This is a genomic window from Streptomyces sp. NPDC002588, from assembly GCF_040295925.1.
Classification (GTDB): Bacteria; Actinomycetota; Actinomycetes; order Streptomycetales; family Streptomycetaceae; genus Streptomyces.
The window spans coordinates 270,763-296,296 of sequence record NZ_JBEOWF010000003.1 but is presented as its reverse complement, the minus strand read 5'-3'; the positions used below and the strand labels follow the sequence as shown (position 1 = coordinate 296,296).

The following is a 25,534-nucleotide window of genomic DNA, read 5'->3' as shown; positions in this document are numbered from 1 at the left end:
TGGCCGGGCTGGTGCCGGTTGCGGCCGCGGCGAGGTGGAGCCTGGCTCAGCCCGCGGTGACGCGGGCGTTGACCCGCCGCATCCAGTCCCGGTCGGTGCGCCACATGGGGTGGTGCGGAGCGGCGTTGGAGGTCAGGACGACGCCCTGGAAGCCGGCCGCGAGGCAGCGGTCGACGACGAACTCGGCGATGTCCTTGCCGACGGCGTCCTCCTCGAAGCGCGTCAGGAGAGGCGTGTACCCCACGACGCCCTCCCCGAGGACGGCGGGAATGCCTCGCAGGCGGGCGAACTCGGCTGCGGAGTCGACCCACCCGGCCAGCGTGTCCCGCATGGCCTGCCGGTGCGCCGGATAGTTCTCGTAGAGCCACAGGTCCCAGCGGTCGGGGTCCACCCAGTCGTGCGCGTAGAACAGTTCGCGCGGGATGCCCGTGGCGGCCAGGCGCCACGGTTCGTCCGGCTGGTAGTCGGCGAAGGCGGGTGCGTCGGAGCGCAGCATGGCGGCCAGTTCGGGGGTCGGCCAGGAGGTGGTCTCGGGGGCCGCTTCGGTGCCGTGGCCGAGTCCGACCGCCTCGTAGAGCGCGCCGAGGACGCCGTAGACGTAGAAGTGGAAGTGGGCGATCTGGGCCTGCTCGGGCAGGTCGTCGAGTTCGTCGGGCCAGGGTTCGCCCAGCGAGTAGGTGACGGGGATGGCGGGGTGGCGGGCCTGCAGCAGTTTCACGGCGCGTTCGAGGGGGCCGCGCAGCCGGGCGTAGTGGCCGGGGGTGCCGTCGGCCGGTACCAGGTCGCAGTTGTCGACCTCGTTGTGTACTTCGACGTAGGCGACGTGGTCGGCCAGTCCGCGCTCGGTGAGGAAGTCCAGCAGGTCGGCGAGGGCTTCGGCCACCGCCTCGGCGCGGTCCGGGCCGGGGACCGCCGCCAGGGCGCGGTGCCAGGCGTCGGTGTCGGCGAAGCTGGGGGACTGCTGGTACTCCCACGAGGAGACGATCACCTTGCAGCCGTGGCGGGCGGCCGCCTCGAACAGCTCGACGAGCCGGCGGCGGCCGTCCAGCGGGTAGCCGCCGCGCACGTCGTACCAGCGGGTGCGCTGTCCGAACTGCTCGCCCAGGCCGCGTACTTGGAGGGTCTCGGACTCGGGGACGCGTCCGGAGAACAGCAGGAAGGGCATGGCGCAGATCCGCACGGTGTTGAAGCCCCGGTCCACCGTCTCGGCGAAGGCGCGGTCGAGGTCGGCGAAGGGCTCACCGGGCCCGGCCTGGGTGTACCAGCTGAAGTCCCACAAGGTGATGGCCAGTCGGTCAGTGGTCCCGGGCGTCGTGTCTTGCTGCGATGCGGTGGTCATGGGGTCACCCGTCGTTCGTGTGGAAAGGCGCCGTCGGCGGCTCGACGGCACCACGCTAGCTCAATTCATTATTTATGAATAATCCTTGACGAGGGTGAGCGGCTTGTCCAGGCTGTGGGGCGGACGAACACGTACGTGCCTCAAGGAGCCGCCCGTCATGACCGAATCCATCCATCCGTCCCGGCGCACCGTCGTCACGGCGTTCGGCGCGGCCGCCTTCGTCGCCCTGCCGGCCTGGCCCGAGACGGCGAGCGCGGCAGACGGCACGGCCGCGGCCGCCGCGAACGGCCCGGTGCTCGACACCCACCCCGCCACCGAGCCCTCCGGCACCCATGTGCGTGACGTCGGCGGCACCAACGTCGTCTTCCAGTACGGCGCCGTGCTTCCGGCCTTCGACGGCTGGCGCACCCATGAGCCCACGCGCGACCACCTGTCCCTGGACAAACGGTGGCGCTTTCGCTTCGACCCCGCCGACCAGGGGCTCGACGGGGGCTGGCAGTCCCCGCACCACGACGACACTGCGTGGGCCCGCATCGACGTTCCGGCGGCCTGGGACTTGCTGGACACCCCCGGATTCGGCTCGCAGACCGCTCCCTTCGGCCGGGGCACGGCGTTCGACGACGGCTACGCCTGGTACCGCACCACCGTCGACGTGCCCGCTTCCTGGCGGGCCCGGCACGTGCGCATCGCCTTCCTGGCCGCCGGATACAGCGCCGAGGTCTGGCTCGACGGCATACACCTGGGCAAGCACGAAGGCGCCAACTCGCCCTTCGCGCTGCCGGTCGCGGGGGCGCTGAGGCCCGGAACGCGCCAGACGATCGCCGTGCGGGTCTTCCGCCGGGCGAGCTACACGGACTACACGGCCGCGACGCCTGAGCCGGTCACCGACGACCACGAACTCCCGTACAAGCCCGTCGACTACTGGCCCTACGCGGGACTGACCCGCTCGGCCTGGATCGAGGCGGTCCCGCAGGTCACCATCACCAAACTGCTCGTGTCCGCCGCGAACGGGAGCCTGGAGGCCCACGCGGTCATCGAGAACCACGGGACCTCCGACTTCGACGGCCGGCTCATCCTCGATCCCGGCCGGGGGAGCGGTGGCGGCTCCGCCGTGGTGGCGGCCCGGATCGCGGCCCGGTCGGCGGGCGTCGTGCGGGTCGTGCTCCGTGTGCCAGGCGCCCCGCGATGGAGCCCGACTTCGCCCCACACGCTCACCGCCCGCGCCACCCTGGCCGCCGGGCGGCACTCGGGTCCGCGAGTGGACACGCTCTCCACCAAGTACGGCGTACGCGAACTGACCATCGTCGACGCCCAGTTGCGGCTGAACGGCAAGCCCCTGTTCCTCAAGGGCCTCAACTGGCACGAGGAGACGGCCGCGCACGGCAGGGCGATGACGCCCGCCGAGTACGACCGCGAACTGGGCCATGTCACTGCCGTGGGCGCCAACTTCATCCGCAACTGCGTCTACAACCGTCACCCGTACGTCTACGACTGGGCGGACGAACATGGCGTGCTGGTGATGGACGACATCGACACCATGTGGCTCAACACCGCCCAGGAAAAGCTCCAGACCGAGCGTTACGGCCTCGCCCGCGCCCTGGCCCTGACCATGGCGTGGAACCAGCACAACCACCCCTCGGTGATCCTCTGGGGACTCCAGAACGAGTCGGAGATCGACGCCGACGGCGCCCCCGTCTACCGGGCCTGGCTCGCCGACCTCAAGGCGGCCGTGAAGGCGGTCGACCTCACCGCCCGCCCCGTGACCTGGGCCTCCAACACCAGCAACGACCCCGCCTTCGACCTTGCCGACGTCATCGGGTTCAACGAGTACTTCGGCTACTTCTACGGCAAGGACGCCGACCTCGGCCCCACGCTCGACGCGGTACACGCGAAGTACCCCGACAAGCCCATCCTGATCACCGAGAACGGCACCTGGTCCGTGGCCGGCACCCACGGCCCCAGCACCACGCAGGGCACGGAGGAATGGCAGGCGGCGAGCTTCACGGCCCACTGGGCGCAGGTGGCCGCACGCAGCGAGTTCGTCGTCGGCTTCACCTACTGGGTCCTCAAGGACTACAAGGAGCGGGCCGGCTACAACCAGGACTACAACGGCATCTCCGTGATGGGCCTGCTCACCTTCGCCGAGGAGCGGCCCAAGCTCGTCTACGACGCGTTCCGCAAGGCGGCCGGTCCGGGCGGCGAGTGAGTGTCGAACGGCTGGAGGGGGGAGGGGCGGACCGCCCCTCCCCCCTCCAGCCATCTGGCTCTCGGCCCGTGACACCGCCCGGCGTCAGCCCGCACCGCCGGTAGCGCCGCGGCACGAGCGTCGCGACGGCCGGGGAGAGGACCGAGAAGAACGCGTCGCCGACCGTGAGCCGGCAGACATCCACAGGGGGGTGCGAGTGCGGTGCTGGACAGCACACCGGTACACGGCGAGGGCGTACCCGGCGGCACACGCCCGCAGGGTCGCCGGCGTGCCTCCCGGCCACCCTCGCTCGACGATCCACCTCGGGCAGCGACACGAAACCACGCAGGTTGCTCCTCGGCATCGGCTCAAGCCTGGAGTGCAACGGCGATCCCGTCCGCTGCAATGGGCAGGACCGCCCGGTCCGGCGGCGTCAGCCCTTTACGCTGCCCTCGGTCAGACCGCTGCGCCAGAAGCGCTGCAGGGCGACCATGGCGATCATCAGAGGGACGACGGAGACGAAGGCGCCTCCAACGGTCAGCTGGTAGAGCTGCGGTTGGCGGTCGGCGAAGGACTGCCACGATGTCAGACCGAGGGTGATGGGGTACAGCTTGGAGTCGGAGAGCATGACCAGCGGCAAGAAGTAGTTGTTCCAGATGCCGACGAACTGGAAAAGGAAGATGGTCACCAGGGCGGGGGTCATGATGCGCAGAACGACGACCGTGAAGATGCGGATCTCTCCCGCGCCGTCGATACGGGCTGCCTCCAGCAGCTCGTCCGGTATGGATGCCGCGGCGTAGATCCGGCACAGGTACACGCCGAAGGGACTGACGAAGCTCGGCAGCAGGACGGCCCAGTACGTGTTGGCCAGGCCTGCCTTGCTGAACAGCAGGTACATGGGCAGCGCCAGCGCCGTGGCGGGGATCAGGACGCCACCCAGCACGATGTTGAAGATCGTGTCGCGGCCGGCGAAGGAGAACTTGGCCAGCGCGTAGCCGGACATCGCGGCCAGAAGCGTCGCCACGCCTGCGCCGACGCCCGCGTACAGCAGGCTGTTGGCGGCCCAGCGCAGGTAGATCGCATCGTCGTAGGTGACCACCTGATGCAGGTTGCTCAGGAACCGGGGATGGGAGAACCACAACCCGAAGCTGCCGAACAGGTCGCCGGTGGACTTGGTGGACGCCACGACCAGCCAGTACACCGGGAGCAGGAAGTACCCGGCGGCCGCCACCAGCAGGCCGGCGACCAGGATACGACTGCGTGTGGTGACCCCGGTGATGCCGCCGTGCGGAGTCGTGCCGTCGTCGGAGGCCGGCGTCCCGCTCCCTGGCGGGACCGTGCGGGCCGGTGTCTGGAGACTCACGCGTCCCCACCTCTCTTGTTGATCAGCCGCAGAAAACCGAAGGAGAGCGCGAACGCGGCGAGGGCGAGCAGCACTGCCTCGGCGGCGGCGAGGTGGTAGTTGTCGTTGGTGAACGCCTCGTTGTAGGCGCTGAGGTTGGGGGTGTAGGCGCTGTCGATGCTCGACGAGACGGGCTTGAGCACCAGCGGTTCCGCGAACAGTTGCAGCGTGCCGATGATGGTGAAGACCGTGGTGAGGATCAGCGCCGGGCGCAGCAGCGGCAGTTTGACGTGCCGGACCGTCATCCACGCGCTGGCGCCGTCGATGCGGGCGGCCTCGTACAGCTCCGTGGGGATGGTACGCAACTGGGCGACGAGAACCAGAACGTTGTAGCCGGCGAACTCCCAGGTGACGATGTTCGCGATGGACCACAGAACGGTGTTTCCGCCCAGCAGGTCGACCGACACCCCCAGGTGGCGCATGGCGTCCACGAGCGGGCTGACTCCCGGCACGTACAGGAAGCCCCACAGGATGGACGCGATGACGCCCGGAACGCCGTAGGGCAGGAAGAAGGCGGCGCGGAAGAACCGCACCCCTCTGGCCGAGGCGCTGTCCAGCAGCAGCGCGAGCCCGGCGGACAACGCGACCATGACCGGCACCTGGACGGCCGCGAACAGCAGTACGCGACCGATGCTGCGCACAAAGGCGTGATCGGACAACGCGTCGGAGTAGTTGCGCAGCCCTGCGAAGACGGTATGGCTGCCGCCGAGCCCCAGGGCTCCGGTGTGCTCGACATCCATGACGCTCTGGTAGACGGCGTAGCCGATGGGGAGGGCGAAGGTCAGCAGGAACAGCAGGAGGAACGGCGCGACGAAGACGACGGGCGCCAGATTTCTGCGGCGACGGGGCACTCGGGTAGCCATGAGGGCTCTTTCTGGAGTCCGGAGGGGAGAACGGCGGCGGCCGTGTCGCACCCTCCGGAGGCGGTCACTGGCCGGTGGAAACCTTCAGACCCTTCCTCTTCAGGTCCTCGACGGTCTGCTCCTGCGCCTGCTGGACCGCGGAGACGAACGTGCCCTTGCCGGCCAGGGCGGCCTGGAAGCCGTCATTGAGGTGCTGGTAGGTGGCGTCGATCGTCGGTGTCCACTTCCACGAGTTGTCGATGCTCTTGTCCGCCTCTGCGAAGACCTCGTTGTACTTCTGGCCTCCGAAGAACGATGACGGCTTGTCCAGCGAGGAGCCCTTGTACGCGTCGGCCGCCGCGGGCCAGCCGTATCCGCCCTGCAGCAGCAGGTCGACGCTCGTGGGGTCGGTGTTGAGCCATTCGGCGAACTTCAGGGCCTCGGGGATGTGCCCCGCGCCCTTGAGGACGGCCGTGGAGGAACCGCCCCAGTTCGCGGACACGTTCGAGCCCTTTGTCCACTGCGGCATGGGTGCGACCGCCCATTTGCCGGTGGTCTGAGGAGCGTTTCCGCTGATGATGGCGTCGCCCCACTGGGCACTGACCCACGAGGTGATGGCACCGCTCTGCAGGTCCTTGTACCAGCCGTTGGCGAAGTCGGGCTCGGTCTTGATCACCTTCTTGCTGCGCAGGTCGTCCCAGAAGGCGGCGACCTTGAGGGTCTGCGGGGAGTCGATGTTCACCGTCCAGGTGTCGCCGTTCACGCCGAACCACTTGGCGCCGGCCTGCCAGGCGAGGGCGGTGAACCAGGCGGAGTTGCCGGCGGGGAAGGTGCTGATGTAGGCCTTCGGGTCGGCGTTGTGGATCTTCTGCGCGGCCTGGGCGAACTCGTCCCAGGTGGCGGGCGGTGTGATGCCCCACTTCTTGAACAGGTCGGAGCGGTAGAACAGGCCCATCGGACCGGATGCCTGGGGGATCGCGTAGACCTTCGAGTCGAAGACTCCCTGCTGCCACTGCCAGTCCACGAACTTGGAGCGGTCCTTGTCCGCGCCGTACTGGGACAGGTTCACCAGGCCGTTCTCCAGCAGGAACGAGGGGATCTCCTGGTACTCCACCTGTGCCAGGTCGGGTGCGTTGCCGCTCTTGAGCGCGGCCCGCATCTTGGCGTAGCCGCCGCTGCTGCCCGCCGGGATCTTCTCCAGTTTGACGTGGATGTCCGGGTGGGTGGCGTTCCACTTGTCGACAGCCTTGTCGACACCGGGAACCCATGACCAGAAGCGCAGGTCGACCTTCTGGCCGGGCTTGACCGGTGCCTGGACCGCGGGGTCCTTCGAACCGGTCGAACCCCCGCAGGCGGAGATGAGCAGGGAGGCGGTGGCAAGGGTCGCTGCGAGTGCGCCCCGGCTTCGGCGGCGGGGTGTGGTGCGGCTCATGGGAGGAGGTCCTTCCTAGCTTCGTACTGAAGGTGCCTGTTGCATGCCGGTCAGTTTCGGAGCGGTGTCACCACCCCGTCAAGATATATTCATAATTAATTGAAACAGCTATGGTGGGTACAGGCAGCAGGCAGCAAGAGGGGAGACGCACGCGATGACGGAGTGCCGCAGGATGGCGGGGCGGGTGGCGGTGATCACTGGCGCCGCGCACGGAATCGGCGCCGCCACGGCTCGAAGGCTTTCGGACGAGGGCGCAAGTGTCGTGATCACGGACGTGGACGACGCGGCGGGCAAGGCGGTCGCCGCGGGCATCGAGGAGAGCGGAGGGCGCGCGGAGTACGTACGGTGCGACGTGACCTCGGCTGCCGACTGGGAGAACCTGGCCCGTCACGTCGATCAGCACCACGGGCGGCTGGACGTGCTGCACAGCAACGCGTTCGCCCAGCTCAACAAGCCCGCCCATGAGCTGAGCGAGGCCGAGTGGGACGGTCAGATGGCCGTGCTGCTCAAGCCGGCCTGGCGGGCGATGAAGACCTTCGCGGCCATGCTGCGCCGGGCCTCGGGGTCTGTCGTGCTGACCTCCTCGGTGCATGCGGTCGTGGGCATCCCCGGCCACGCCGCCTACGCCGCCGCGAAGGGCGCACTGTGCTCGCTGGGTCGGCAGCTGGCCGTCGAGTACGGTCCTGACATCCGGGTCAACACCGTGTTGCCCGGACCCATCCTCACCGCAGCCTGGGACGGGATCCCGGAACCCGACCGGGCGCGCAGCGTGGCGGCCACGGCGGCCAAGCGGTTCGGGCAGCCGGAGGAGGTGGCAGCCGCGGTCGCCTTCCTGGCATCGGCGGACGCCTCCTACGTGACCGGAGTCAGCCTGGTGGTCGACGGAGGATGGAGCGTCATGAAGGAGTCCTCGTGAGCGCCGCCCACCTCGCGGTACGCCGTGCGCGGCCTCCGCGAACAGTACCGAGACGGAAACGGAGAACGTGGTGACCCATCCCGGCAGGGGGCTGCACGGCCAAGCGGTGGAAGAACTGGGCCGGCGCATCATCCGCGGCGACTACCCACCGGGCTCCGTGGTGGACCCGGCCAAGTTCCAAGCAGAGCTCGGCGTCAGCCAGACCGTCGTGCGCGAAGCGCTGCGCGTGCTGGCGGCCAAGGGCCTGCTCGAATCGAAGCAGAAACGCGGCACGACCATCCGGCCCCGCGCCGACTGGAACCTGCTCGACAGCGACCTGCTGCGCTGGCAGGGCAGCAGCGCTCCCACCGACGGCTTCCTGGAAGATCTCGCCGAGGTCCGCGCGATCGTCGAGCCTGCCGGAGCCCGGCTCGCCGCGACCCGCCGTACCCCGTCAGATCTGGACGCGCTGCGCCAGGCGTTGGACGCGATGGCGGCGGCGGAAAGGGACGCGGAAGCGATGGTCGAGGCCGACCTGGCCTTCCACCGCGCCCTGCTGGACGCCGCGCACAACGAACTCCTCAGCCGGATGGAGGTCGTCATCGAGGCAGGCCTGCGCGTGCGCGACCGGATAGTCCACGGCGCCCGGCACTTCGCCGACTCCATCCCCGTGCACCAGAAACTGCTCGCCGCCGTCGAAGCCGGCGACCCGGACGCCGCCGTGGCCGCCGTCGAGTCACTCCTGGCCCAGGCTTCCGACGACCTGGAGGCCGTACGAGCACAGGAAGAACACGACGACGTCGCGACCGACCCGCTGCCGAAGGAAGTTCCTTGAAGATAACCGGACTTGAGACGTTCCTGGTGGCTCCGCGCTGGCTGTTCCTGCGCGTCGCCACCGACGAGGGCGTCACCGGCTGGGGCGAACCCGTCGTCGAGGGACGCGCCGAGACCGTTCGCGCTGCGGTCCACGAACTGGCCGACTACCTCGTCGGCCAGGATCCGTTGCGTATCGAGGACCATTGGCAGGTGCTGACCAAGGGTGGCTTCTACCGTGGCGGCGCCATCCTCTCCAGCGCCGTCGCGGGCATCGACCAGGCCCTGTGGGACATCGCCGGCAAGACCTACGGCGTCCCGGTGCACCGCCTCCTCGGCGGTCCCGTACGCGACCGCGTCCGCATGTACGCCTGGATCGGCGGCGATCGCCCCAGCGAGGTCGCGGAGCTGGCCGAGGAACAGATGAAGGCGGGCTTCACCGCCGTGAAGATGAACGGCTCGGCCGAGCTCGCCCCGATCGACACCCCGGCACGCACCGCCGAGGTCGTCGAACGCGTCGCCGCTGTCCGTGAAGTGCTGGGCGACGAGCGGGACATCGCCGTCGACTTCCACGGCCGAGCCTCCACCGCCATGTCACGCCGCCTGCTGCCCCAACTGGAGCCGCTGCACCCGCTGTTCGTCGAGGAACCCGTCTCGCCGGAACACTCGGGCCATCTGCGCAGCCTGGTGGAGGCCACGAGCATCCCGCTCGCGACTGGCGAACGCCTGTATTCCCGTTGGGACTTCCGGGAGGTCATGTCCAGCGGCATCGCCGTCGCCCAGCCCGACCTCTCGCACGCCGGCGGTATCTCCGAGGTCCGCCGCATCGCCGCCATGGCCGAGACGTACGACGTCGCCCTGGCCCCGCACTGCCCCCTCGGCCCGATCGCCCTGGCCGCGAGCCTCCAGATCGCCTTCTCGGTACCGAACTTCCTCATCCAGGAACAGAGCATGGGCATCCACTACAACCAGCAGTGCGACCTGCTGGAGTACGTCATGGACCCCGAGCCCTTCCGGTTCCAGGGCGGATACGCGGTCGCCGCCACCCGTCCGGGGCTCGGTGTCGAGATAGACGAGAAGGCGGTACGCCGCGCCGCCGAGACCGGACACCGCTGGCGCAACCCCGTATGGCGGGGTGCCGACGGGGCGTTCACCGAATGGTGACCACCGCCCGTGAACCGAACGTCCAAGGAGAGCCAGCTCCCATGAACCTCGTGCATTCGCTCCGCACCCACCGCCTGCTCGCGATCGTCCGGGGCAAGGATCCCGGCGCGGCCCTGAACACCGTACGCACCCTCACCGAGGAGGGCATCGCAGCCGTCGAGGTGTCGCTGACCACCGCCGACGCCCTGAGCGTGATCCGGCGGGCGCGCGCCGAACTGGGTCCCGACGCGCTGGTCGGGGCCGGCACCGTGCGCTCGGCCCCGGATGCCGGCCGCGCTGTGGACGCCGGCGCGTCGTACCTCGTCACCCCGGCGCTGGTCGACGGGCTGGAGCCGTACGGCGTGCCCGTGCTGATGGGCGCCCTGACACCGACCGAGGTCGAGGCAGCCCTCGCACGGGGAGCCGCCGCGATCAAACTCTTCCCCGGATCGCTCGGCGGACCCGGCTATCTGCGGGCCCTGCGTGACCCCTTCCCCGAGGTGCCGTTCGTGCCCGTCGGCGGAGTGGACGCGCGGGCCGCCCGCGACTACCTGGACCTGGGTGCCCTCGCCGTCGGCGTCGGCTCACCCCTCGTCGGGGACGCGGCCGACGGCGGCGACCTCAAGCAACTCCGCGCCCGGGCGGCCGAGTTCCGCAGGGTGGCCGCCGGGGAGACGCCGTGACGACACCGGCTCCACCCGAGGTCGTGACCTTCGGCGAGACGATGGCGGCGCTGCGGGCCCACGGCGCGCTGCGGCTCGGCGGCAGCCTCGGACTGTCCGTCGCGGGAGCCGAGTCCAACGTCGCCATCGGCCTCGCCCGGCTCGGACACCGGGTGCGCTGGGCCGGCCGGGTCGGCGCGGACGAACTCGGCGCGCTGGTACTGCGCACGCTGCGCGCCGAGGGCATCGACACCGGCCACGCGGCCACCGACGACAGCGGCCGGCCCACCGGACTGCTGCTGACCGAACCCCGCCTGGGCACACTCACACGCGTCAGCTACTACCGTGCCGGTTCCGCCGGTTCGGCCGTCTCACCGGCCGACGTACTGCCCGCGCTGGCTCCGGGATCCCGCATCCTGCATCTGACCGGCATCACGCCGGCGCTCGGCCCCTCGGCGGCCGAGGCCACGCTGGCCGCCGCCACGACAGCTCGCGACGCGGGCATCACCGTATGCCTCGACGTCAACTACCGCTCCCGGCTGTGGACCACCGAGCATGCCCGCACGGCGCTCCGGCCCCTGCTGGAATACACCGACCTGCTCATCGCCTCCGAGGACGAACTGCCGTTGGTGCTGGAACGGCCCGACGGGGGCGAAGCCGAGGCCGCGCAGAGCCTCCTGACCGCAGGCGTCACCGAGGTGGTCGTCAAACGTGGCGCACGCGGCGCGACCAGTTTCACCACCGACGGGGCGACCCACTGCGCGGCGCGACAGGCCGACGCCGTCGACCTGGTGGGCGCGGGCGACGCGTTCGTGGCCGGATACCTGTCCGGGCACCTACGCGGCGCGGACATCCCCGCCCGTCTGCACCGAGCCGTCACCACCGCGGCTTTCGCCGTCGCCACCCGTGGCGACTGGGAGGGCCTGCCGACGCAGGACGAACTCGGCCTGTTCGACCAGCCCGACGGCACGACCATCCGCTGACCCGGAGGACCGATCATGACATCCACGGCAGTACCGACGGCGGTCGTCGTAGACGGAGCGTATGAACTCGCCGAAGGCGGCCGCTGGGCCGACGGCCGGTACGTGTACGTCGACATCCTCAGCGGCAGGCTCTTCGAACTGCGCGACGACACCGAACCGACCCCGCGCCAACTCGCCCGACTCGACGTACCGTTGGGCGCCGTCGCACCCGTGGCCGACCCGCCGGGCGCCTGGATCGCCGCCGCGGGCACCGGCATCGCACTGCTCACCCCTGACGGCGCGCTCGAATGGCTGGACCGCCCCGAGGACCGCACGCCGGTCCCCAGCCGGATGAACGACGGCGTCGCCGATCCCGCCGGCCGCTTCTGGGCGGGCAGCATGGCCTACGACGCCACCCACGGCGCGGGCTCGCTCTACCGGACGGACCCCGACGGCACGGTCGTACGCGTCCTCGACGGCCTGACCATCGCCAACGGACCCGCGTTCACCGCCGATGGCACCCTCCTGTACCTCGCCGACACGGCCGCCGGCACCATCCTCCGCTGCCGGGTCGACCCCGTCTCCGGCGATCTTCTCGACGGCCCGGAGACCTTTGTCCAACTGCACGTTGGTGAAGGCAGCCCCGACGGCATGACCGTCGACGCCGAGGGCTGCCTATGGGTCGCGATGTGGGGCGCGGGCGCGATCCGCCGCTACCACCACGACGGCTGGCTGCTCCACACCGTGACCGTCCCCGCCCCGCACCCCACGTCGGTGTGCCTGCATCCCAGCGACAACCGCCTCTACGTCACCACGGCCCGCTACGGGGTGAAGAGTCCGACCGCCGCCTCCGGCGCGGTGCTCCGCCTCCCCGTACCGGTCAGGGGAACGGCGGCCTCTTCCTGGCGCGGCGGACGCTGAGACACCGTCAGCCCTTGATCGCTTCGGTGAGCACACCGGTCCTGAAGTGCTTCTGCATGAACGGGTAGACGACGAGCAGGGGGACGAGGGTGAGCACGACCACGGCCATCTGCAACGACAGCGGAGCAGTCTCGGCGTGGGCGTTGCCGAAGCCGCTGTTGACGGATCCCGGCAGGCCGTTGCCGCGGTTCACGTAGGTCAACAGCACGTACTGCAAAGGCCACTTCTGGCTCTCCGTCGGCATGTAGAGCATGACGTTGAAGAAGGCGTTCCAGTAGCCGACGGCATAGAAGAGCGTGATGACCGCGGTGACGGCGCGGGAGGTCGGCAGGACCACCGACCACAGGGTCCGCCAGTCGCCGGCTCCGTCCATCCGGGCGGCGTCGATGAGTTCCGCCGACGTGCCGACGTAGAAGGAGCGCAGCACGAGGATGTTGAAGACCGACACCGCGCTGGGCAGGACGAGGGACCAGTACCTGCCGTAGCCGCCCAGGCCGGTGACCACCAGGAAGGTGCGGATCAGGCCGCCGCTGACGAACATGGTGTCACACCGTCAGCGGCGGCCGCTCCCGCTGCCGTCAGCGCCTCGGTGTCGGTCGACGCGAACCGTGCGCTGGCGACCGTCCCGGCGACCGGTGTCGGCATGAACGTCGCGGTCTACGACGGCAACATGAACCACCCCGACGTCCCGGGGCTGCTGAAGAACGCCGGTACCGGCATGGTCCGCTACCCGGGCGGCAGCTACGCCGACGGCTACCACTGGCAGACCCACACCGTCGAGGGCGGCTACGTCGCGCCCAACACGGAGTTCGACACCTTCATGGGCACGGTACGCGCCGTCGGCGCACAGCCGATCATCACCGCCAACTACGGCTCGGGCACACCCGAGGAGGCGGCGGCCTGGGTGCGCTACGCCAACGTGACCAAGGGCTACGGCGCGAAGTACTGGGAGATCGGCAACGAGGTCTACGGCAACGGCCTCTACGGCGCCACCTGGGAAACCGACCACCATGCCTGTAAGGCCGCCACGACCTACGCGACCAACCTCGTCCAGTACGCCACCGCCATGAAGGCCGTCGACCCGTCCATCAAGATCGGCGCGGTGCTGACCACCCCCGGGGCCTGGCCGGACGGCATCACGGGCCCCGGCGACTCGACGGACTGGAACCACACGGTCCTGTCGATCGCCGGGTCGAAGATCGACTTCGTGATCGTGCACCACTACCCGATCGGCGGCAGCCAGGCGGACCTGCTGGGCAAGCCCCAGGCGGAGATCCCGAACATGGCCGCCCCCCTGCGCTCGCTGATCAACCAGTACGCCGGGAGCAACGCCCCCGACGTGGGCATCGCGGTGACGGAGGTCAACGCCAACGCCTACAAGGACACCTCGCCGAACGGCCTGTTCGCCCCGGACGAGTATCTGACCTGGATGGAGAACGGCGCGTTCACCATCGACTGGTGGAACCTGCACAACGGCACGGACTGCACCCACGTGACCACGGTCGAAGGCGCCACGGACTACGACGACGGAGGAATCCTGTCCAGCGGTGCCTCCTGCGAGCCGCCCCTGAACACACCCTTCCCGCCGTACTACGGCACCCGCATGATCACCAAGCTGGGCGCGCCCGGCGACACGCTGGTCCGGGCCGTCGGCTCGACCCCGATCATCTCCGCGCACGCCGTTCGGCGGGCAGGCGGCGACCTCAGCGTCCTGCTCATCAACAAGGACCCCGTCAACGCCGCCACGGTCACGCTGTCGTACAGCGGGTTCAGCCCATCCGCTGCCGCCCCGACCGTGTACTCGTACCTGAAGAACGCCACCTCGATCGGCTCCGCGACGACGGGCAGCGCGACCCGCCAGACGGTACCCGCCTACTCGATCGTGGTCGTCCAGCTCCGCCGCTGAACCAACCCACCTACGACGTAAGGATTCGATGAGGGTGCCGAGCAAGTCCGAGAAGGCCAACACCATCAACAATCCGGTGATCCCCGGCTTCCATCCCGACCCCTCCGTCTGCCGGGCGGGCCAGGACTACTACCTGGCCTGCTCCAGCTTCGAGTACTTCCCCGGGGTGCCCGTCTTCCACAGCCGGGACCTTGTGAACTGGGCCCAGATCGGCAACGCACTCGACCGGCCGAGTCAGCTGCGCCTGCCGCTCGACACCCCGTCCTCGGGCGGCATCTACGCACCCACCCTTCGCCACCACGACGGCCGCTTCTGGCTGATCGTCACCAACGTGAGCGGGGACGGCAAACTGCTCTTCACGGCCACCGATCCGGCCGGACCGTGGTCCGATCCCGTGCGCCTGCCCGGAGTACAGGGCATCGACCCGGACCTCGCCTGGGACGAGGACGGCAACTGCTGGTGCACCACCGCCGGAGTCGGACAGATCCGCCTCGATCCCCACACCGGGGAGACGTTCGGTCCGTCGCGCCGGCTCCGGTCGGGCGCCCCCGGTGCCAAGGCGCCGGAAGCACCGCACCTCTACAAGATCGGCGACTACTGGTACCTGCTGATCGCCGAGGGCGGCACCGAACGCTGCCACAGTGTCTCGATCGCCCGCAGCCGCACGCCCACGGGTCCGTTCGAGCCGTGCCCGGCCAACCCGGTCCTGACCCACCGGGGCACCGACCACCCCATCCAGAACACCGGCCACGCCGACCTGGTGCAGGCACCGGACGGCTCGTGGTGGATGGTGCTGCTCGGCGTCCGGCCGGGCGGTGGCACCCCGGGCTGGCACGTACTCGGCCGCGAGACGTACCTGGTGCCGGTCGACTGGGTGGACGGCTGGCCGGTCGTCGGCGAACTGGCGACCTCGATGCCCGCCCCGAACTGGCCGCTGCAACTGCAGGCCGCGGTGCCGGGCCGGGAGGACTTCGACCTGCCCGCACTGGCCCCGCACTGGATCTCACTGCGGCACCGACCGCCGGAGGTCTGCACTACGAAGGAACGGTGCGGCTGGCTCACTCTCCAGGCGCGCGGCGGGTCCCTCGACGACACCGACGTGACGTTCGTCGGCCGGCGGCAGCAGCACGTGTCGTGCCGCGTGCGAGCCCTGGTCGACGCCGCGGACGGCCGCGGCGGCCTGGCCGTCCGCCTCGACGAGCAGCATCACTACGACATCGAGGCGTCGTCCGGCGAGGTTCGAGTGCTGGCCCGTATCGGCCCGTTGAGCACGGTCGTCACGTCCTGTCCGACACCCCCCGGGCCTCTGGTGCTCCGCGTCGAAGTGACGGCCGTACACGCGCTGGACGATGCGCGCTCCGGCCCGGACACCGTCAAGATCGGCATCGAGGAGCCGGACGGCACCTTCGTCGAACTCGCCTCCCTGGACGGGAAGTACCTCTCGACGAAGGTCGCCGGGGGTTTCACCGGCCGGGTGATCGGCATGTTCGCCGGCGCCGGTTCCGTCCACTTCGACTGGTTCGAGTACGAGCCGGTCGATCGCTGACGCGGCCCGCGCCGGGCCGGTGTCGCACCGCGCTGGGCCCGACAGGCGAGACGTTCGCCCGTCGGGCCCCGACCAGCCATGACCGCGGGCCGAACGGCGGACCGTCGGGCGGGAGGACGGCACACCGATCGGCCCGGGCGGCCGGGGGCTGGCCGCTCTCCGCACGGTCGACCTCGCCGAGGCCCGCGCGGCTCTGGCGGGAGTCGATCTCGTCCTCGCCACCGATGTGGACAACCCGCTGCTCGGGGAGACGGGCACGGCCGCCGTCTACGGTCCCCAGAAGGGGGCGAACGCGAGCGCGGTGCGGGAACTGGACGACGCGCTCGCCGGCTTCGTACGGCGACTGGAGGCGGCGGGCCTCGCGTAGGCGGCAGGTCTTGCCGACGCCCCCGGTGCCGGGGCGGCCGGCGGGCTCGGGTATGCCGGGATGCTGCTGGGCGGCAGGGTGCGCTCCGGAGCCGACTACTTCCTCACCCTGCTCGGCGCCGACGATCTGCTGGCCGGGCGCGACTTCGTCGTCACCGGCGAAGGCAGCCTCGACGAGCAGACCCTGTCGGGCAAGCTGCCGGTCGCGCTCGCCCGGCGGGCCCGTCGGCAGGGCACGCCGGTGCACGCGGTGGCCGGCCGCTGCACCCTGTCGGCCGACAGGACCGCAACCTACTTCCGCTCCGTCCAGGCCCTGACGGACCTGACGGACCAGGACTGCGCGAACGACAGCGCCCTGTCGGCGCGACTCCTCGCCCAGTGCGGGCGGACCCTCGCCGAACGGTGGATAGGGCACGAGAGGACGGAAACCGGCAGGTAGGCTCGCTCCGCCTGTCGTACCAGCACACAGCGGGGAGGCGCCGTGGACGCCCGGCAACTGGAGTACTTCCTCGCCATCGTGGAGCACGGCGGTTTCAGCAAGGCCGCCGCCGCCCTGCACGTGGCCCAGCCGTCGCTGTCCCAGGCGATGGCCAACCTGGAGGCCGATCTCGGGGTGGCGCTCTTCCACCGGGTCGGACGGGGCGTCGTACTGAGCGAAGCCGGTCAGGAGCTGCTGGAGCCGAGCCGCCGCGTGCTGCGGGACCTGGCCGCCGTACGGGACACCGCGGCCGCCCTCGCCGGGCTGCACGGCGGCACCGTCGAGATCGCCACCATGCCCTCGCCCGGCATCGAACCGCTCACCACCCTCATCCACCGTTTCTCCGAGCTGCATCCCTCGGTGACGGTGAGCACCCAGGCCGCCTTCACCCCCGACGAGGTCGTCTCCCTCGTCCGCAGCGGCGCCTGCGAACTGGGCCTGCTGGGCGGCGCCGCACCCGTGCACCCGTCCGGGCTGGACGTCCTGCACGTCGAGGACCAGCCGTTCGTGGTCGTCGCCGCGCCCGGCGGGGCGATCCAGGACGACGTCACCATCCGGCCCGAGGATCTCGCCGGCCAGAAGCTCATCGCCTCCCGCACCGGGAGCCTGATGCGCAGCATCGTGGACGACGTCACCGCGGGCGGCACCGGCACGGAGATCGTGACGGTCGTGGACCACCGCACGTCGATCCTGCCGCTGGTCCTCACCGGGGTGGGCGTCGCGATCCTGCCCTCCTCCTGGACCCGGCTGGCCCGCCGTTGCGGAGCCGTGGTCGCCCCCATCGAGCCCACGGCCCGCCTCCACGTGGCGATGGTCAGTCTGCCCGCGCACCTCACACCGGCCGCGCGGGCGTTCCTCACTCTCACCAGGTCCCTGGCCGAGCGGCGGGCACACCCCGCCTGACGCGGGACCGATCGGCCACGCCTATACGTCGTATCGAAAGCCGGTCTTGGACGCGTCCCGACGCCGGTGTGTTGACTCGGACCGACCGCACGACAGCGAGCCGGAGGCACCCATGACAGCCGCACCCCGCACGTTCCGCATCGCCGCCATCCCTGCAGACGGGGTGGGTGAGGAGGTCGTCGCCGCCGGGCGAGCCGTCCTGGACGCCCTGGCCGAGACCTCGAAGAACTCCGCGGCCCCCTTCGCCTTCACCTGGGAGGAGTTCCCCTGGGGCTGTGACTTCTACGAGCGTACCGGCAAGATGATCGACGACGACGGCCTGGAGCGGCTCAAGGACTTCGACGCGATCTACTTCGGAGCGGTCGGCTGGCCCACCGTCCCCGACCACATCAGCCTGTGGGGCCTGCGCCTGAAGATCTGCCAGAACTTCGACCAGTGGGCCAACATCCGTCCGGTGCACTTCCTGCCCGGCGTCCAGAGCCCGCTGCGCAAGGCCGACGACACGGAACTCGACTGGGTCGTCGTCCGCGAGAACAGCGAGGGCGAGTACGCGGGCCTCGGCGGCCGCAACCTCTCCGCCCGCGGGCACGGCGGTGAAGTCGCCGTCCAGTCGGCCCTGTTCACCGAGGTGGGCTGCGAACGCATCATGCGCTTCGCCTTCGACCTGGCCCGGACCAGGGCGCACAAGAAGGTCTCCTCCGTGACCAAGAGCAACGCCCAGCAGTACGGCATGGTCCTGTGGGACGACGTCTTCAAGCGTGTCGCCGCCGACTACCCGGACGTCGAGACCGAGAGCGTGCTCGTGGACGCCATGTCCGCCAAGTTCGTCCTGCGCCCCGAGGACCTCTCGGTCGTCGTCGCCTCCAACCTCAACGCCGACATCCTCTCCGACCTCGGCAGCGCCCTGGCCGGCAGCCTGGGCCTGGCCGCCAGCGCCAACCTCAACCCCGAGCGCCGCTTCCCCAGCATGTTCGAGCCCGTCCACGGCTCCGCCCCGGACATCGCGGGCCAGGGCCTCGCCAACCCGATCGGCGCGGTCGGCAGCGCGGCCCTCATGCTGGAGCACTTCGGCCTGCCCGACCAGGCGGCCCGCCTGAACAAGGCGATCGAGGCCACGACCGCCGCGGGCATCCTCACCCGCGACGTCGGCGGCACGGCCACGACGGAGGACGTGACCAAGGCTCTGATCGACGCGCTCGACGCCTGACGGTCCGAAAACGGGCTTGAGCCCGGCCTCGGCACCCGCCATCTCCGCTGGGCTGGTCACGACCCGGCTCGCGCTCCACTCTCCGCCGGATGCTGTGTCGGGCACCGGGGTCTGCCAGAGGCAGGTTGTTCAGCGGGCGGAGGCTTCGGGTGGGGGAGAGCCGTCGCTTCGGCCCGATGCCTGCCGGCACGGGGTCATTGCCTGCGGCGGGCGGAGGGTAGAGGCACCGGGGCAACGCCTTCGACGACGGTGTTGCTGATGGTGCCGATGCCGTCGACCGTCATGGTGACGATGTCGCCAGGGGTGAGCGGTGGGGGTTCCAAGAGGCCGTTGCGGCCCCAGAGTTCAGCCAGGCAGCCACCGTTGCCACAGGTGCCGGAGCCCAGGATGTCACCGGGGCGGATCCAGGTGCCGCGGGAGGCGTACGCCACCATCTCCTCGAACGTCCAGGCCATGTTGGCCAGTCGGTCCTGGCCGACGGTCTCGCCGTTGACCTGCACGGTCAGGGCGAGGTCGAGGAAGCCCTCCGGGGTGCGATGAGTTTCGAGTTCGTCGGCGGTGACCAGCCAGGGGCCGAGGGTGGTGGCGGTGTCCTTCCCCTTGGCCGGCCCGAGTTTCACCTTCATCTCGCGGCCCTGCAGGTCACGGGCGGACCAGTCGTTGAGGATCGTGTAGCCGAGGATGTGCTCGCGTGCCTGCTCGGGGGTCAGGTTGCGGAGGAGTAGGGCTGACAGACGGCTGCCGCCTCTCACACATTTCTCACGGACTGTATGAGAGGCGGCGGCTGAGAGGCGTCTGACCTGGTCTTTCCTTGCGCCCAGTGGAACTGATGGACTCCAGGGATGCCCCGTAAGCTAGGGGTATGGCCTACGAGATTCCGGTGACGCAAGCCAGGGCTGAACTCGCCGACCTGATCAACCGGGTGGTGTACGGCGGTGAGCGCGTCGTGGTGACGCGGCACGGCAAGCCCCTCGTCGCCCTCGTCTCCGCCGCTGACCTGGAGCGACTCGACGAGCTGGACCGGCCGGCCGAGGAGCCGGTGATCAGCTCGGTCTCCGCGGTCCGCGAAGTGGCGTCCGCTCCCCGCGAACGGCACCGTTTCGGCATCGCCGCCGAGCACCGGGGCGGGATGGCGGCGGAGCACCGGGGTCCGAACCCGTCGTAGACGGGGCGAAGGCCGCACACCGGTACGGGGCGCGGCCTCCGAAGGGGCGTCGGGCCGGCCGGTGGGCGCGGGCTCCTGGCCCGGCGGCACGGCTCGCCTTCCTGTGCCTGGATGCAGGTGGGGCGGAGACCCTCCGCGACGGCGGGCTCCCGGCTGTGCCGCGGGAGGAGCACGACTCGGTGTGAGGGTGACGGCTCAGGCCTTGCGGGCGAGCAGGTGAATCGACCGGAACTGCCGCCGGTCGGTGGGCTGGGGCTCGCGAACCATCCGGGCCACCTCGGCCAACCCGGACCTGCGCAGCATCGCGGCGAGGTGATCGGGCCACCACCGATAGGCCGGCGCGACCGTGTGATCGAAGACCTGCGTCGGGTGGGACGGGTCGTCGCTTGCCGAGAAGCCGATCAGGAGGTGGCCACCGGGTGCCAGCACTCGATGGAACTCCGCCAGGATGACGGGGAGTTCCTGCGGCGGGGTGTGGATGACGGACCAGCGCGAGAGTACGCCGCCCAGCGTGCCGTCGGCGATGTTCAACGCGGCCATCGAGCCCACGTCGAACCGCAGGCCCGGACAGGCCTGTCGAGCCAGCTCGATCATCGCGGGAGAGGCATCGACACCGAACGCCGAAAGCCCCAACTCCTCCAGATGGGCGGTGACATGGCCAGGCCCACACCCCAGGTCCGCGACCTGGGAGTTCCCACTCGCACTCACGACCTCGGCGAAGGCGGCCAAGATCGCACGGTCCAGGGGGTGTTCGCGCAGCGTGTCGCGGAACAGCTGCGCATAGGTGAGGGCGGCAGCGTCGTAGGCCTCGCGGGTGGCGCTGAGGGCATCGTGTTCGACCATGCTCGCGACAGTAGTTCCCGGCGCCGAGGCGAGCCGCGAGCAGTCGTCGATCGCCCTCAGTTCATGATGAAGGCTCCGCCCGTGGCAGTGGCGAGTCCGGGGCCGAAGGCGGCTGCCGGGGTGAAAGCGCCGTGCGGTGCCCGGCCGTCGGCGAGGCGGACGGCGGTCTCGGTGATGATGTCGGCGGTGTAGTCCATGCCGTCGTCCGCACGCAGCCAGGCTTCCCGCTGATCGCCGTCGGGCCAGGTGACCACGGCGTGGCCCCATGAGTGGGTACGGGGGCGGGGCGCTGCCTTGATCGGGGCCCTGGCCATCTGGCGCACGGCGAGACGGCGCATGGGCGGGACGGACAGCAGTGCGGCGAACAGCGGCAGCACCGCCCGCACGAGCGGAGAGGTGGGGGCGAGGCCGGAGGTGACGGTGACATTCGGCGCGCCGCTGGCCGACTGGGCGGCGAGCAGTTCGGCGGAGGGCGCGCCGGCGGATTTCGCCGTCTGCCCGTCGGGCAGCGTGTGGGACCGCACGTCGGCGCCGAGCCGGGTCTTGACCAGGCGGCCGTTCCGGTAGCGGCGGCCGCCGCTGGTGATCACATCCACGATGGTGGCGGCGAACGCCGTTCCCGTCGTCCCGGCCTCGGTGGCCACCGAGGCCAGAGCGTCGACCCGGACCGTCTCAGGGGTGGGCCGGCCCTCGCACAGTGTGACGACCAGGGCTTCGGTGGCCAGCACACCGAAACCGGCGCCGGTGACCAGCGTGCTGCCGGCGTCGGCCGCCTCCTGGTGCAGCGCGAGCAGGCGCGGAACGGCGGACAGGTCGGCGGCCAGGTCCGCGTAGTGCCCGCCCGGCATGCAGGCCCGGGCGAGCAGGGTCGCGGTCCCGGCGTACCCGCCGATGGTGTTGACGACCACGGCCGGGCGTCGTCGGGTGATCTCCGCCGCCATCTGCTCGACCGAGTCGGTCACGAGCGTCCCCGCCTCCGGGCAGCCGGCATCCGCCGCCACCTTGCGCAGGCTCTCGCCGTTCCGGCCGACCAGGACGAGATCCGCACCGCGGGCGGCCAGCCGGGCCGCCGCCGCGCGGCCGATGCGGCCGGTGGCCCCGAGAATCCATATCCCGCCCGTTCGGGCGCCTGAGCCGGGATGCGTCATGACCCGTTCCTCCCCTCGGGATCGGCCGCGTTCGACGGCGAGCCCGATCCGTGATGTCTCACTGTGACATCACCAGGCTAGCACCGATGACACGGTGAGACATCACTTGTTACGATCGGCCCATGGCGAGATGGGATCCCGGCACCGAGCAGCGCCTGACCAGGGCGGCGCTCGACCTCTTCGGAGAACACGGATACGACGACGTGACCGTGACGCAGATCGCCGAACGTGCGGGGATCACTCGGCGCACGTTCTTCCGCTACTTCCCCGACAAGCGCGAAGTCCTGTTCGCGGGCTCCGACCGGCTGCCCGTCGCCGTGGCCGAGGCCGTCCTCGCCGCAGACCGGGGCGGCACCCCGCTGTCCGCGGTCCTCGACGCCCTCGCCCAGGTCGGCACAGAGCTCGTCGGGCACATCGACCACGCCGCCGAGCGCCGCGCCGTGATCGGCGCCAGCCCGGAACTCCAAGAGCGCGAACGCACCAAACTCGCCGCGGTGGCCGACGCGATCCGCCTCGCGCTCCAGCAGCGCGACGTGGACCACGGCCGGGCGAAGCTGGTGGCGCAGACCGCCACGCTCGTCTTCCAGAACGCCTTCGAGCGGTACATCGACGCCGACGGGCACGACGACTTCGCGGCCTGCCTTCGCACAGTCGCCGAGTCCCTCCGGGACGCGCTGGCCACCGGCGCGGACTGCGCGCCCCGCAGCTGAGACCGCATCCCGCCACGACGCCCTCGCCGTGTACGAGTCCGGCGGGGCGCACCAAGGCCCGACGACGCCGGCCGGCCGGCGACCGGGCTGCCCGAGATGCGTCCCCCACCCCCCGTCACCCGCCCCTTCGGCCCCGTCGCCGAGCTGTCGACGACGCTCGTGGGACCGGCGGCTGGTTCGGGGAGGATCACAGGTCGGTTAACTTGCCTGAAATGCGGTCCAACTAGCCTGCCCATCCACGCCACCAGGGATTTTGCCCCGTGGCCGCGGCAGCCGGGCCCCGCACGGTCCGGAGCGAGGATGTGAGGTGGGACGTGCAACTGACCCCGCACGAGCAGGAGAGGCTGCTGATCCATGTCGCGGCCGACGTCGCCGAGAAGCGCCGGGCCCGCGGTCTGAAGCTCAACCACCCCGAGGCGGTGGCCCTCATCACCTCGCACATCCTCGAGGGCGCGCGCGACGGCCGCACGGTCGCCGAACTCATGGCCTCCGGGCGCAAGCTGCTCACCCGTGACGACGTCATGGAGGGCATCCCCGAGATGATCCACGACGTCCAGGTCGAGGCCACCTTCCCCGACGGCACCAAGCTCGTCACCGTCCACGACCCGATCGTCTGACGAGGGAGGCCGCCATGATTCCCGGAGAGATCCTCTTCGCCGAGGACCCCGTCGTCTACAACGAGGGCCGCGAGGTCACCCGGCTCACCGTCCTCAACGCCGCCGACCGGCCCGTCCAGGTCGGCTCCCACTACCACTTCGCCGAGGCCAACCCCGGCCTGGAGTTCGACCGCGCCGCCGCGCGCGGCAAGCGGCTGAACGTCGCCGCCGGCACCGCCGTGCGCTTCGAGCCCGGCATCCCGGTCGACGTGGAACTCGTCCCGCTCGCCGGCGCGCGGATCGTGCCAGGTCTGCGCGGGGAGACCGGAGGTGCCCTCGATGCCTGAGATCTCGCGTGCCGCCTACGCCGACCTGTTCGGCCCGACCACCGGGGACCGGATCCGCCTCGCCGACACCGATCTGCTGATCGAGATCGAGGAGGACCGCAGCGGCGGTCCCGGACTCGCCGGCGACGAGGCGGTGTTCGGCGGCGGCAAGGTCATCCGGGAGTCCATGGGCCAGGCGCGTGCCACGCGCGCGGAGGGCACCCCGGACACGGTCATCACCGGCGCCGTCATCGTCGACCACTGGGGGATCGTCAAGGCCGACGTCGGCATCCGCGACGGGCGGATCACCGCCATCGGCAAGGCGGGCAACCCCGACACCATGGACGGCGTCCACCCCGACCTGGTGCTCGGCCCGGAGACCGAGGTCATCGCGGGCAACGGACGGATCCTGACGGCCGGCGCGGTCGACGCGCACGTCCACTTCATCTGTCCGCAGATCGCCGACGAGGCGCTGTCGGCCGGTGTCACCACCCTGGTCGGCGGCGGCACCGGACCCGCCGAGGGCTCCAAGGCCACCACGGTCACCCCGGGCCCCTGGCACCTCGCCCGCATGCTGGAGGCGATGGAGCAGTACCCGCTGAACATCGGCTTCCTCGGCAAGGGCAACACCGTCTCGCACGAGGCGATGCTGTCCCAGATCCGCGGCGGCGCGCTGGGGCTGAAGCTGCACGAGGACTGGGGTTCGACGCCCGCCGTCATCGACGCGTCCCTGACGGTCGCGGACCGGACCGGCATCCAGGTCGCCATCCACACGGACACCCTCAACGAGGCCGGGTTCGTCGGCGACACGCTCGCCGCGATCGCCGGCCGCGGCATCCACGCCTACCACACCGAGGGCGCGGGCGGCGGGCACGCGCCGGACATCATGACCGTGGTCTCCGAGCCGCACGTACTGCCCAGCTCGACCAACCCGACCCGCCCGTACACCGTCAACACCGCCGAGGAACACCTCGACATGCTGATGGTGTGCCACCACCTCAACCCGGCCGTCCCGGAGGACCTCGCCTTCGCCGAGTCCCGCATCCGCCCCTCCACCATCGGCGCGGAGGACATACTCCACGACCTGGGCGCCATCTCGATCATCTCCTCCGACGCTCAGGCCATGGGCCGGGTCGGCGAGGTGATCCTGCGGACCTGGCAGACGGCCCATGTGATGAAGCGGCGGCGCGGCGCCCTGCCGGGTGACGGCCGAGCGGACAACCACCGGGTCCGTCGCTATGTCGCCAAATACACGATCAACCCGGCGCTCGCTCAGGGGCTGTCCCGCGAGATCGGCTCCGTGGAGACCGGCAAGCTCGCCGACCTGGTCCTGTGGGAGCCGGCGTTCTTCGGCGTCAAGCCGCACCTGGTCATCAAGGGCGGGCAGATCGCGTACGCCCAGATGGGCGACGCCAACGCGTCCATCCCGACCCCGCAGCCGATCCTGCCGCGTCCGATGTACGGCGCGATCGGCCGGGCGCCCGCCGCCAACTCGTTCAACTTCGTGGCACCGCTCGCGATCGAGGACGGGCTGCCGGAGCGGCTGCAACTGGGCAAGAAGTTCGTCGCCATCGAGTCCACGCGCGGGGTGACCAAGGCGGACATGCGGGAGAACGACGCGCGCCCGAGTGTCCGGGTCGACCCCGACAGCTTCGCCGTGCACATCGACGGCGAGCTCGTCGAGGCCGCTCCCGCGGCCGAACTGCCCATGGCCCAGCGCTACTTCCTGTTCTGATGGCAGCGG

23 protein-coding genes and 2 pseudogenes are annotated in these 25,534 nt (G+C 70.5%); 17 read left to right on the top strand and 8 right to left on the bottom strand.

Annotated features, from left to right (window positions below; genetic code table 11):
- Positions 1-46: 46 nt before the first annotated feature.
- Positions 47-1,339 carry a cellulase-like family protein gene (locus tag ABT057_RS05880; RefSeq protein ID WP_352341212.1) on the bottom strand — a complete coding sequence of 431 codons (1,293 nt, stop codon included), beginning with the start codon at positions 1,337-1,339 and terminating at the stop codon, positions 47-49.
- Positions 1,340-1,496: 157 nt separating this feature from the next.
- Here ABT057_RS05880 and ABT057_RS05875 point away from each other — a divergent pair, with 157 nt between their 5' ends.
- Entirely contained in the window at positions 1,497-3,545 is a 2,049-nt protein-coding gene (locus tag ABT057_RS05875) for a glycoside hydrolase family 2 protein (protein WP_352341211.1), read from the top strand.
- A gap of 412 nt (positions 3,546-3,957) precedes the next feature.
- Here ABT057_RS05875 and ABT057_RS05870 read toward each other — a convergent pair whose 3' ends face one another.
- The 3 genes from ABT057_RS05870 to ABT057_RS05860 form a co-directional block, all read right to left on the bottom strand.
- Positions 3,958-4,887, bottom strand: a complete 930-nt coding sequence (locus ABT057_RS05870) for a carbohydrate ABC transporter permease (RefSeq protein WP_352341210.1) — start codon at positions 4,885-4,887, stop codon at positions 3,958-3,960.
- Entirely contained in the window at positions 4,884-5,789 is a 906-nt protein-coding gene (locus ABT057_RS05865) for a carbohydrate ABC transporter permease (RefSeq protein ID WP_352341209.1), read from the bottom strand. Before ABT057_RS05865 ends, ABT057_RS05870 begins: the two co-directional genes overlap by 4 nt.
- A 64-nt stretch (positions 5,790-5,853) precedes the next feature.
- On the bottom strand, positions 5,854-7,200 hold the full coding sequence (locus tag ABT057_RS05860) for an ABC transporter substrate-binding protein (RefSeq protein WP_352341208.1): 1,347 nt from the start codon (positions 7,198-7,200) through the stop codon (positions 5,854-5,856).
- A gap of 154 nt (positions 7,201-7,354) precedes the next feature.
- Between ABT057_RS05860 and ABT057_RS05855 the strand changes: the two genes are divergently transcribed.
- From ABT057_RS05855 to ABT057_RS05830, 6 genes are all read left to right on the top strand, one after another.
- On the top strand, positions 7,355-8,116 hold the full coding sequence (locus ABT057_RS05855) for an SDR family NAD(P)-dependent oxidoreductase (protein ID WP_352341207.1): 762 nt from the start codon (positions 7,355-7,357) through the stop codon (positions 8,114-8,116).
- A gap of 67 nt (positions 8,117-8,183) precedes the next feature.
- On the top strand, positions 8,184-8,930 hold the full coding sequence (locus ABT057_RS05850) for a FadR/GntR family transcriptional regulator (protein WP_352341206.1): 747 nt from the start codon (positions 8,184-8,186) through the stop codon (positions 8,928-8,930).
- Complete coding sequence (gene dgoD, locus ABT057_RS05845) at positions 8,927-10,072, top strand: galactonate dehydratase (protein WP_352341205.1); 1,146 nt, start codon at positions 8,927-8,929, stop codon at positions 10,070-10,072. Before ABT057_RS05850 ends, dgoD begins: the two co-directional genes overlap by 4 nt.
- 41 nt (positions 10,073-10,113) lie before the next feature.
- A complete protein-coding gene (locus ABT057_RS05840; RefSeq protein ID WP_352341204.1) occupies positions 10,114-10,734 on the top strand; it encodes a bifunctional 4-hydroxy-2-oxoglutarate aldolase/2-dehydro-3-deoxy-phosphogluconate aldolase in 621 nt (206 codons plus the stop codon).
- A 41-nt stretch (positions 10,735-10,775) separates the two neighbouring features.
- Complete coding sequence (locus ABT057_RS05835; protein WP_352341229.1) at positions 10,776-11,696, top strand: sugar kinase; 921 nt, start codon at positions 10,776-10,778, stop codon at positions 11,694-11,696.
- A gap of 15 nt (positions 11,697-11,711) precedes the next feature.
- On the top strand, positions 11,712-12,596 hold the full coding sequence (locus tag ABT057_RS05830; RefSeq protein ID WP_352341203.1) for an SMP-30/gluconolactonase/LRE family protein: 885 nt from the start codon (positions 11,712-11,714) through the stop codon (positions 12,594-12,596).
- Positions 12,597-12,603: 7 nt separating this feature from the next.
- Here the strand turns inward: ABT057_RS05830 and ABT057_RS05825 are convergent, their stop codons facing one another.
- On the bottom strand, positions 12,604-13,137 hold the full coding sequence (locus ABT057_RS05825) for an ABC transporter permease subunit (RefSeq protein WP_352341202.1): 534 nt from the start codon (positions 13,135-13,137) through the stop codon (positions 12,604-12,606).
- Between the two features lie 48 nt (positions 13,138-13,185).
- Here ABT057_RS05825 and ABT057_RS05820 point away from each other — a divergent pair, with 48 nt between their 5' ends.
- The 5 genes and pseudogenes from ABT057_RS05820 to ABT057_RS05800 all read left to right on the top strand — a co-directional run bounded on the left by ABT057_RS05820 (position 13,186) and on the right by ABT057_RS05800 (position 19,002).
- The gene (locus tag ABT057_RS05820) at positions 13,186-14,502 is read left to right on the top strand and encodes a cellulose-binding protein (protein ID WP_352341201.1); all 1,317 of its coding nucleotides are present in this window, start codon (positions 13,186-13,188) and stop codon (positions 14,500-14,502) included.
- A gap of 28 nt (positions 14,503-14,530) precedes the next feature.
- On the top strand, positions 14,531-16,048 hold the full coding sequence (locus ABT057_RS05815) for a glycoside hydrolase family 43 protein (RefSeq protein WP_352341200.1): 1,518 nt from the start codon (positions 14,531-14,533) through the stop codon (positions 16,046-16,048).
- A gap of 124 nt (positions 16,049-16,172) precedes the next feature.
- A pseudogene (locus tag ABT057_RS05810) lies at positions 16,173-16,853 on the top strand (glycerate kinase); the annotation flags it as partial.
- Between the two features lie 42 nt (positions 16,854-16,895).
- Positions 16,896-17,795 (top strand): LysR family transcriptional regulator, encoded by a 900-nt coding sequence (locus tag ABT057_RS05805; protein WP_352341199.1) that lies wholly within the window; start codon positions 16,896-16,898, stop codon positions 17,793-17,795.
- Between the two features lie 112 nt (positions 17,796-17,907).
- Complete coding sequence (locus ABT057_RS05800) at positions 17,908-19,002, top strand: tartrate dehydrogenase (protein WP_352341198.1); 1,095 nt, start codon at positions 17,908-17,910, stop codon at positions 19,000-19,002.
- A gap of 194 nt (positions 19,003-19,196) precedes the next feature.
- On the opposite strand, the pseudogene ABT057_RS05795 reads toward ABT057_RS05800, so the two are convergent.
- A pseudogene (locus tag ABT057_RS05795) lies at positions 19,197-19,718 on the bottom strand (fumarylacetoacetate hydrolase family protein); the annotation flags it as partial.
- Positions 19,719-19,864: 146 nt separating this feature from the next.
- Between ABT057_RS05795 and ABT057_RS05790 the strand changes: the two are divergent.
- The gene (locus ABT057_RS05790) at positions 19,865-20,167 is read left to right on the top strand and encodes a type II toxin-antitoxin system Phd/YefM family antitoxin (protein WP_352341197.1); all 303 of its coding nucleotides are present in this window, start codon (positions 19,865-19,867) and stop codon (positions 20,165-20,167) included.
- A gap of 195 nt (positions 20,168-20,362) precedes the next feature.
- Here the strand turns inward: ABT057_RS05790 and ABT057_RS05785 are convergent, their stop codons facing one another.
- A complete protein-coding gene (locus ABT057_RS05785) occupies positions 20,363-21,010 on the bottom strand; it encodes a class I SAM-dependent methyltransferase (protein ID WP_352341196.1) in 648 nt (215 codons plus the stop codon).
- Between the two features lie 56 nt (positions 21,011-21,066).
- The gene (locus ABT057_RS05780) at positions 21,067-22,158 is read right to left on the bottom strand and encodes a saccharopine dehydrogenase NADP-binding domain-containing protein (protein ID WP_352341195.1); all 1,092 of its coding nucleotides are present in this window, start codon (positions 22,156-22,158) and stop codon (positions 21,067-21,069) included.
- Positions 22,159-22,280: 122 nt separating this feature from the next.
- Between ABT057_RS05780 and ABT057_RS05775 the strand changes: the two genes are divergently transcribed.
- The 4 genes from ABT057_RS05775 to ABT057_RS05760 all read left to right on the top strand — a co-directional run bounded on the left by ABT057_RS05775 (position 22,281) and on the right by ABT057_RS05760 (position 25,525).
- Positions 22,281-22,868 (top strand): TetR/AcrR family transcriptional regulator, encoded by a 588-nt coding sequence (locus ABT057_RS05775; protein ID WP_352341194.1) that lies wholly within the window; start codon positions 22,281-22,283, stop codon positions 22,866-22,868.
- Positions 22,869-23,182: 314 nt separating this feature from the next.
- The gene (locus ABT057_RS05770; RefSeq protein ID WP_010355509.1) at positions 23,183-23,485 is read left to right on the top strand and encodes an urease subunit gamma; all 303 of its coding nucleotides are present in this window, start codon (positions 23,183-23,185) and stop codon (positions 23,483-23,485) included.
- Positions 23,486-23,499: 14 nt separating this feature from the next.
- On the top strand, positions 23,500-23,811 hold the full coding sequence (locus ABT057_RS05765; RefSeq protein ID WP_352341193.1) for an urease subunit beta: 312 nt from the start codon (positions 23,500-23,502) through the stop codon (positions 23,809-23,811).
- Positions 23,804-25,525 (top strand): urease subunit alpha, encoded by a 1,722-nt coding sequence (locus ABT057_RS05760; RefSeq protein WP_352341192.1) that lies wholly within the window; start codon positions 23,804-23,806, stop codon positions 25,523-25,525. Before ABT057_RS05765 ends, ABT057_RS05760 begins: the two co-directional genes overlap by 8 nt.
- Positions 25,526-25,534: the final 9 nt, after the last annotated feature.

What these genes read in the sequence shown, in the direction of transcription:
- ABT057_RS05880 (WP_352341212.1), bottom strand. Translation starts at nt 1,339, where the DNA reads ATGACCACCGCATCGCAGCAAGACACGACGCCCGGGACCACTGACCGA.
- ABT057_RS05875 (WP_352341211.1), top strand. Translation starts at nt 1,497, where the DNA reads ATGACCGAATCCATCCATCCGTCCCGGCGCACCGTCGTCACGGCGTTC.
- ABT057_RS05865 (WP_352341209.1), bottom strand. Translation starts at nt 5,789, where the DNA reads ATGGCTACCCGAGTGCCCCGTCGCCGCAGAAATCTGGCGCCCGTCGTC.
- ABT057_RS05860 (WP_352341208.1), bottom strand. Translation starts at nt 7,200, where the DNA reads ATGAGCCGCACCACACCCCGCCGCCGAAGCCGGGGCGCACTCGCAGCG.
- ABT057_RS05855 (WP_352341207.1), top strand. Translation starts at nt 7,355, where the DNA reads ATGACGGAGTGCCGCAGGATGGCGGGGCGGGTGGCGGTGATCACTGGC.
- ABT057_RS05840 (WP_352341204.1), top strand. Translation starts at nt 10,114, where the DNA reads ATGAACCTCGTGCATTCGCTCCGCACCCACCGCCTGCTCGCGATCGTC.
- ABT057_RS05835 (WP_352341229.1), top strand. Translation starts at nt 10,776, where the DNA reads ATGGCGGCGCTGCGGGCCCACGGCGCGCTGCGGCTCGGCGGCAGCCTC.
- ABT057_RS05830 (WP_352341203.1), top strand. Translation starts at nt 11,712, where the DNA reads ATGACATCCACGGCAGTACCGACGGCGGTCGTCGTAGACGGAGCGTAT.
- ABT057_RS05825 (WP_352341202.1), bottom strand. Translation starts at nt 13,137, where the DNA reads ATGTTCGTCAGCGGCGGCCTGATCCGCACCTTCCTGGTGGTCACCGGC.
- ABT057_RS05815 (WP_352341200.1), top strand. Translation starts at nt 14,531, where the DNA reads ATGAGGGTGCCGAGCAAGTCCGAGAAGGCCAACACCATCAACAATCCG.
- ABT057_RS05800 (WP_352341198.1), top strand. Translation starts at nt 17,908, where the DNA reads ATGACAGCCGCACCCCGCACGTTCCGCATCGCCGCCATCCCTGCAGAC.
- ABT057_RS05790 (WP_352341197.1), top strand. Translation starts at nt 19,865, where the DNA reads ATGGCCTACGAGATTCCGGTGACGCAAGCCAGGGCTGAACTCGCCGAC.
- ABT057_RS05785 (WP_352341196.1), bottom strand. Translation starts at nt 21,010, where the DNA reads ATGGTCGAACACGATGCCCTCAGCGCCACCCGCGAGGCCTACGACGCT.
- ABT057_RS05780 (WP_352341195.1), bottom strand. Translation starts at nt 22,158, where the DNA reads ATGACGCATCCCGGCTCAGGCGCCCGAACGGGCGGGATATGGATTCTC.
- ABT057_RS05775 (WP_352341194.1), top strand. Translation starts at nt 22,281, where the DNA reads ATGGCGAGATGGGATCCCGGCACCGAGCAGCGCCTGACCAGGGCGGCG.
- ABT057_RS05765 (WP_352341193.1), top strand. Translation starts at nt 23,500, where the DNA reads ATGATTCCCGGAGAGATCCTCTTCGCCGAGGACCCCGTCGTCTACAAC.
- ABT057_RS05760 (WP_352341192.1), top strand. Translation starts at nt 23,804, where the DNA reads ATGCCTGAGATCTCGCGTGCCGCCTACGCCGACCTGTTCGGCCCGACC.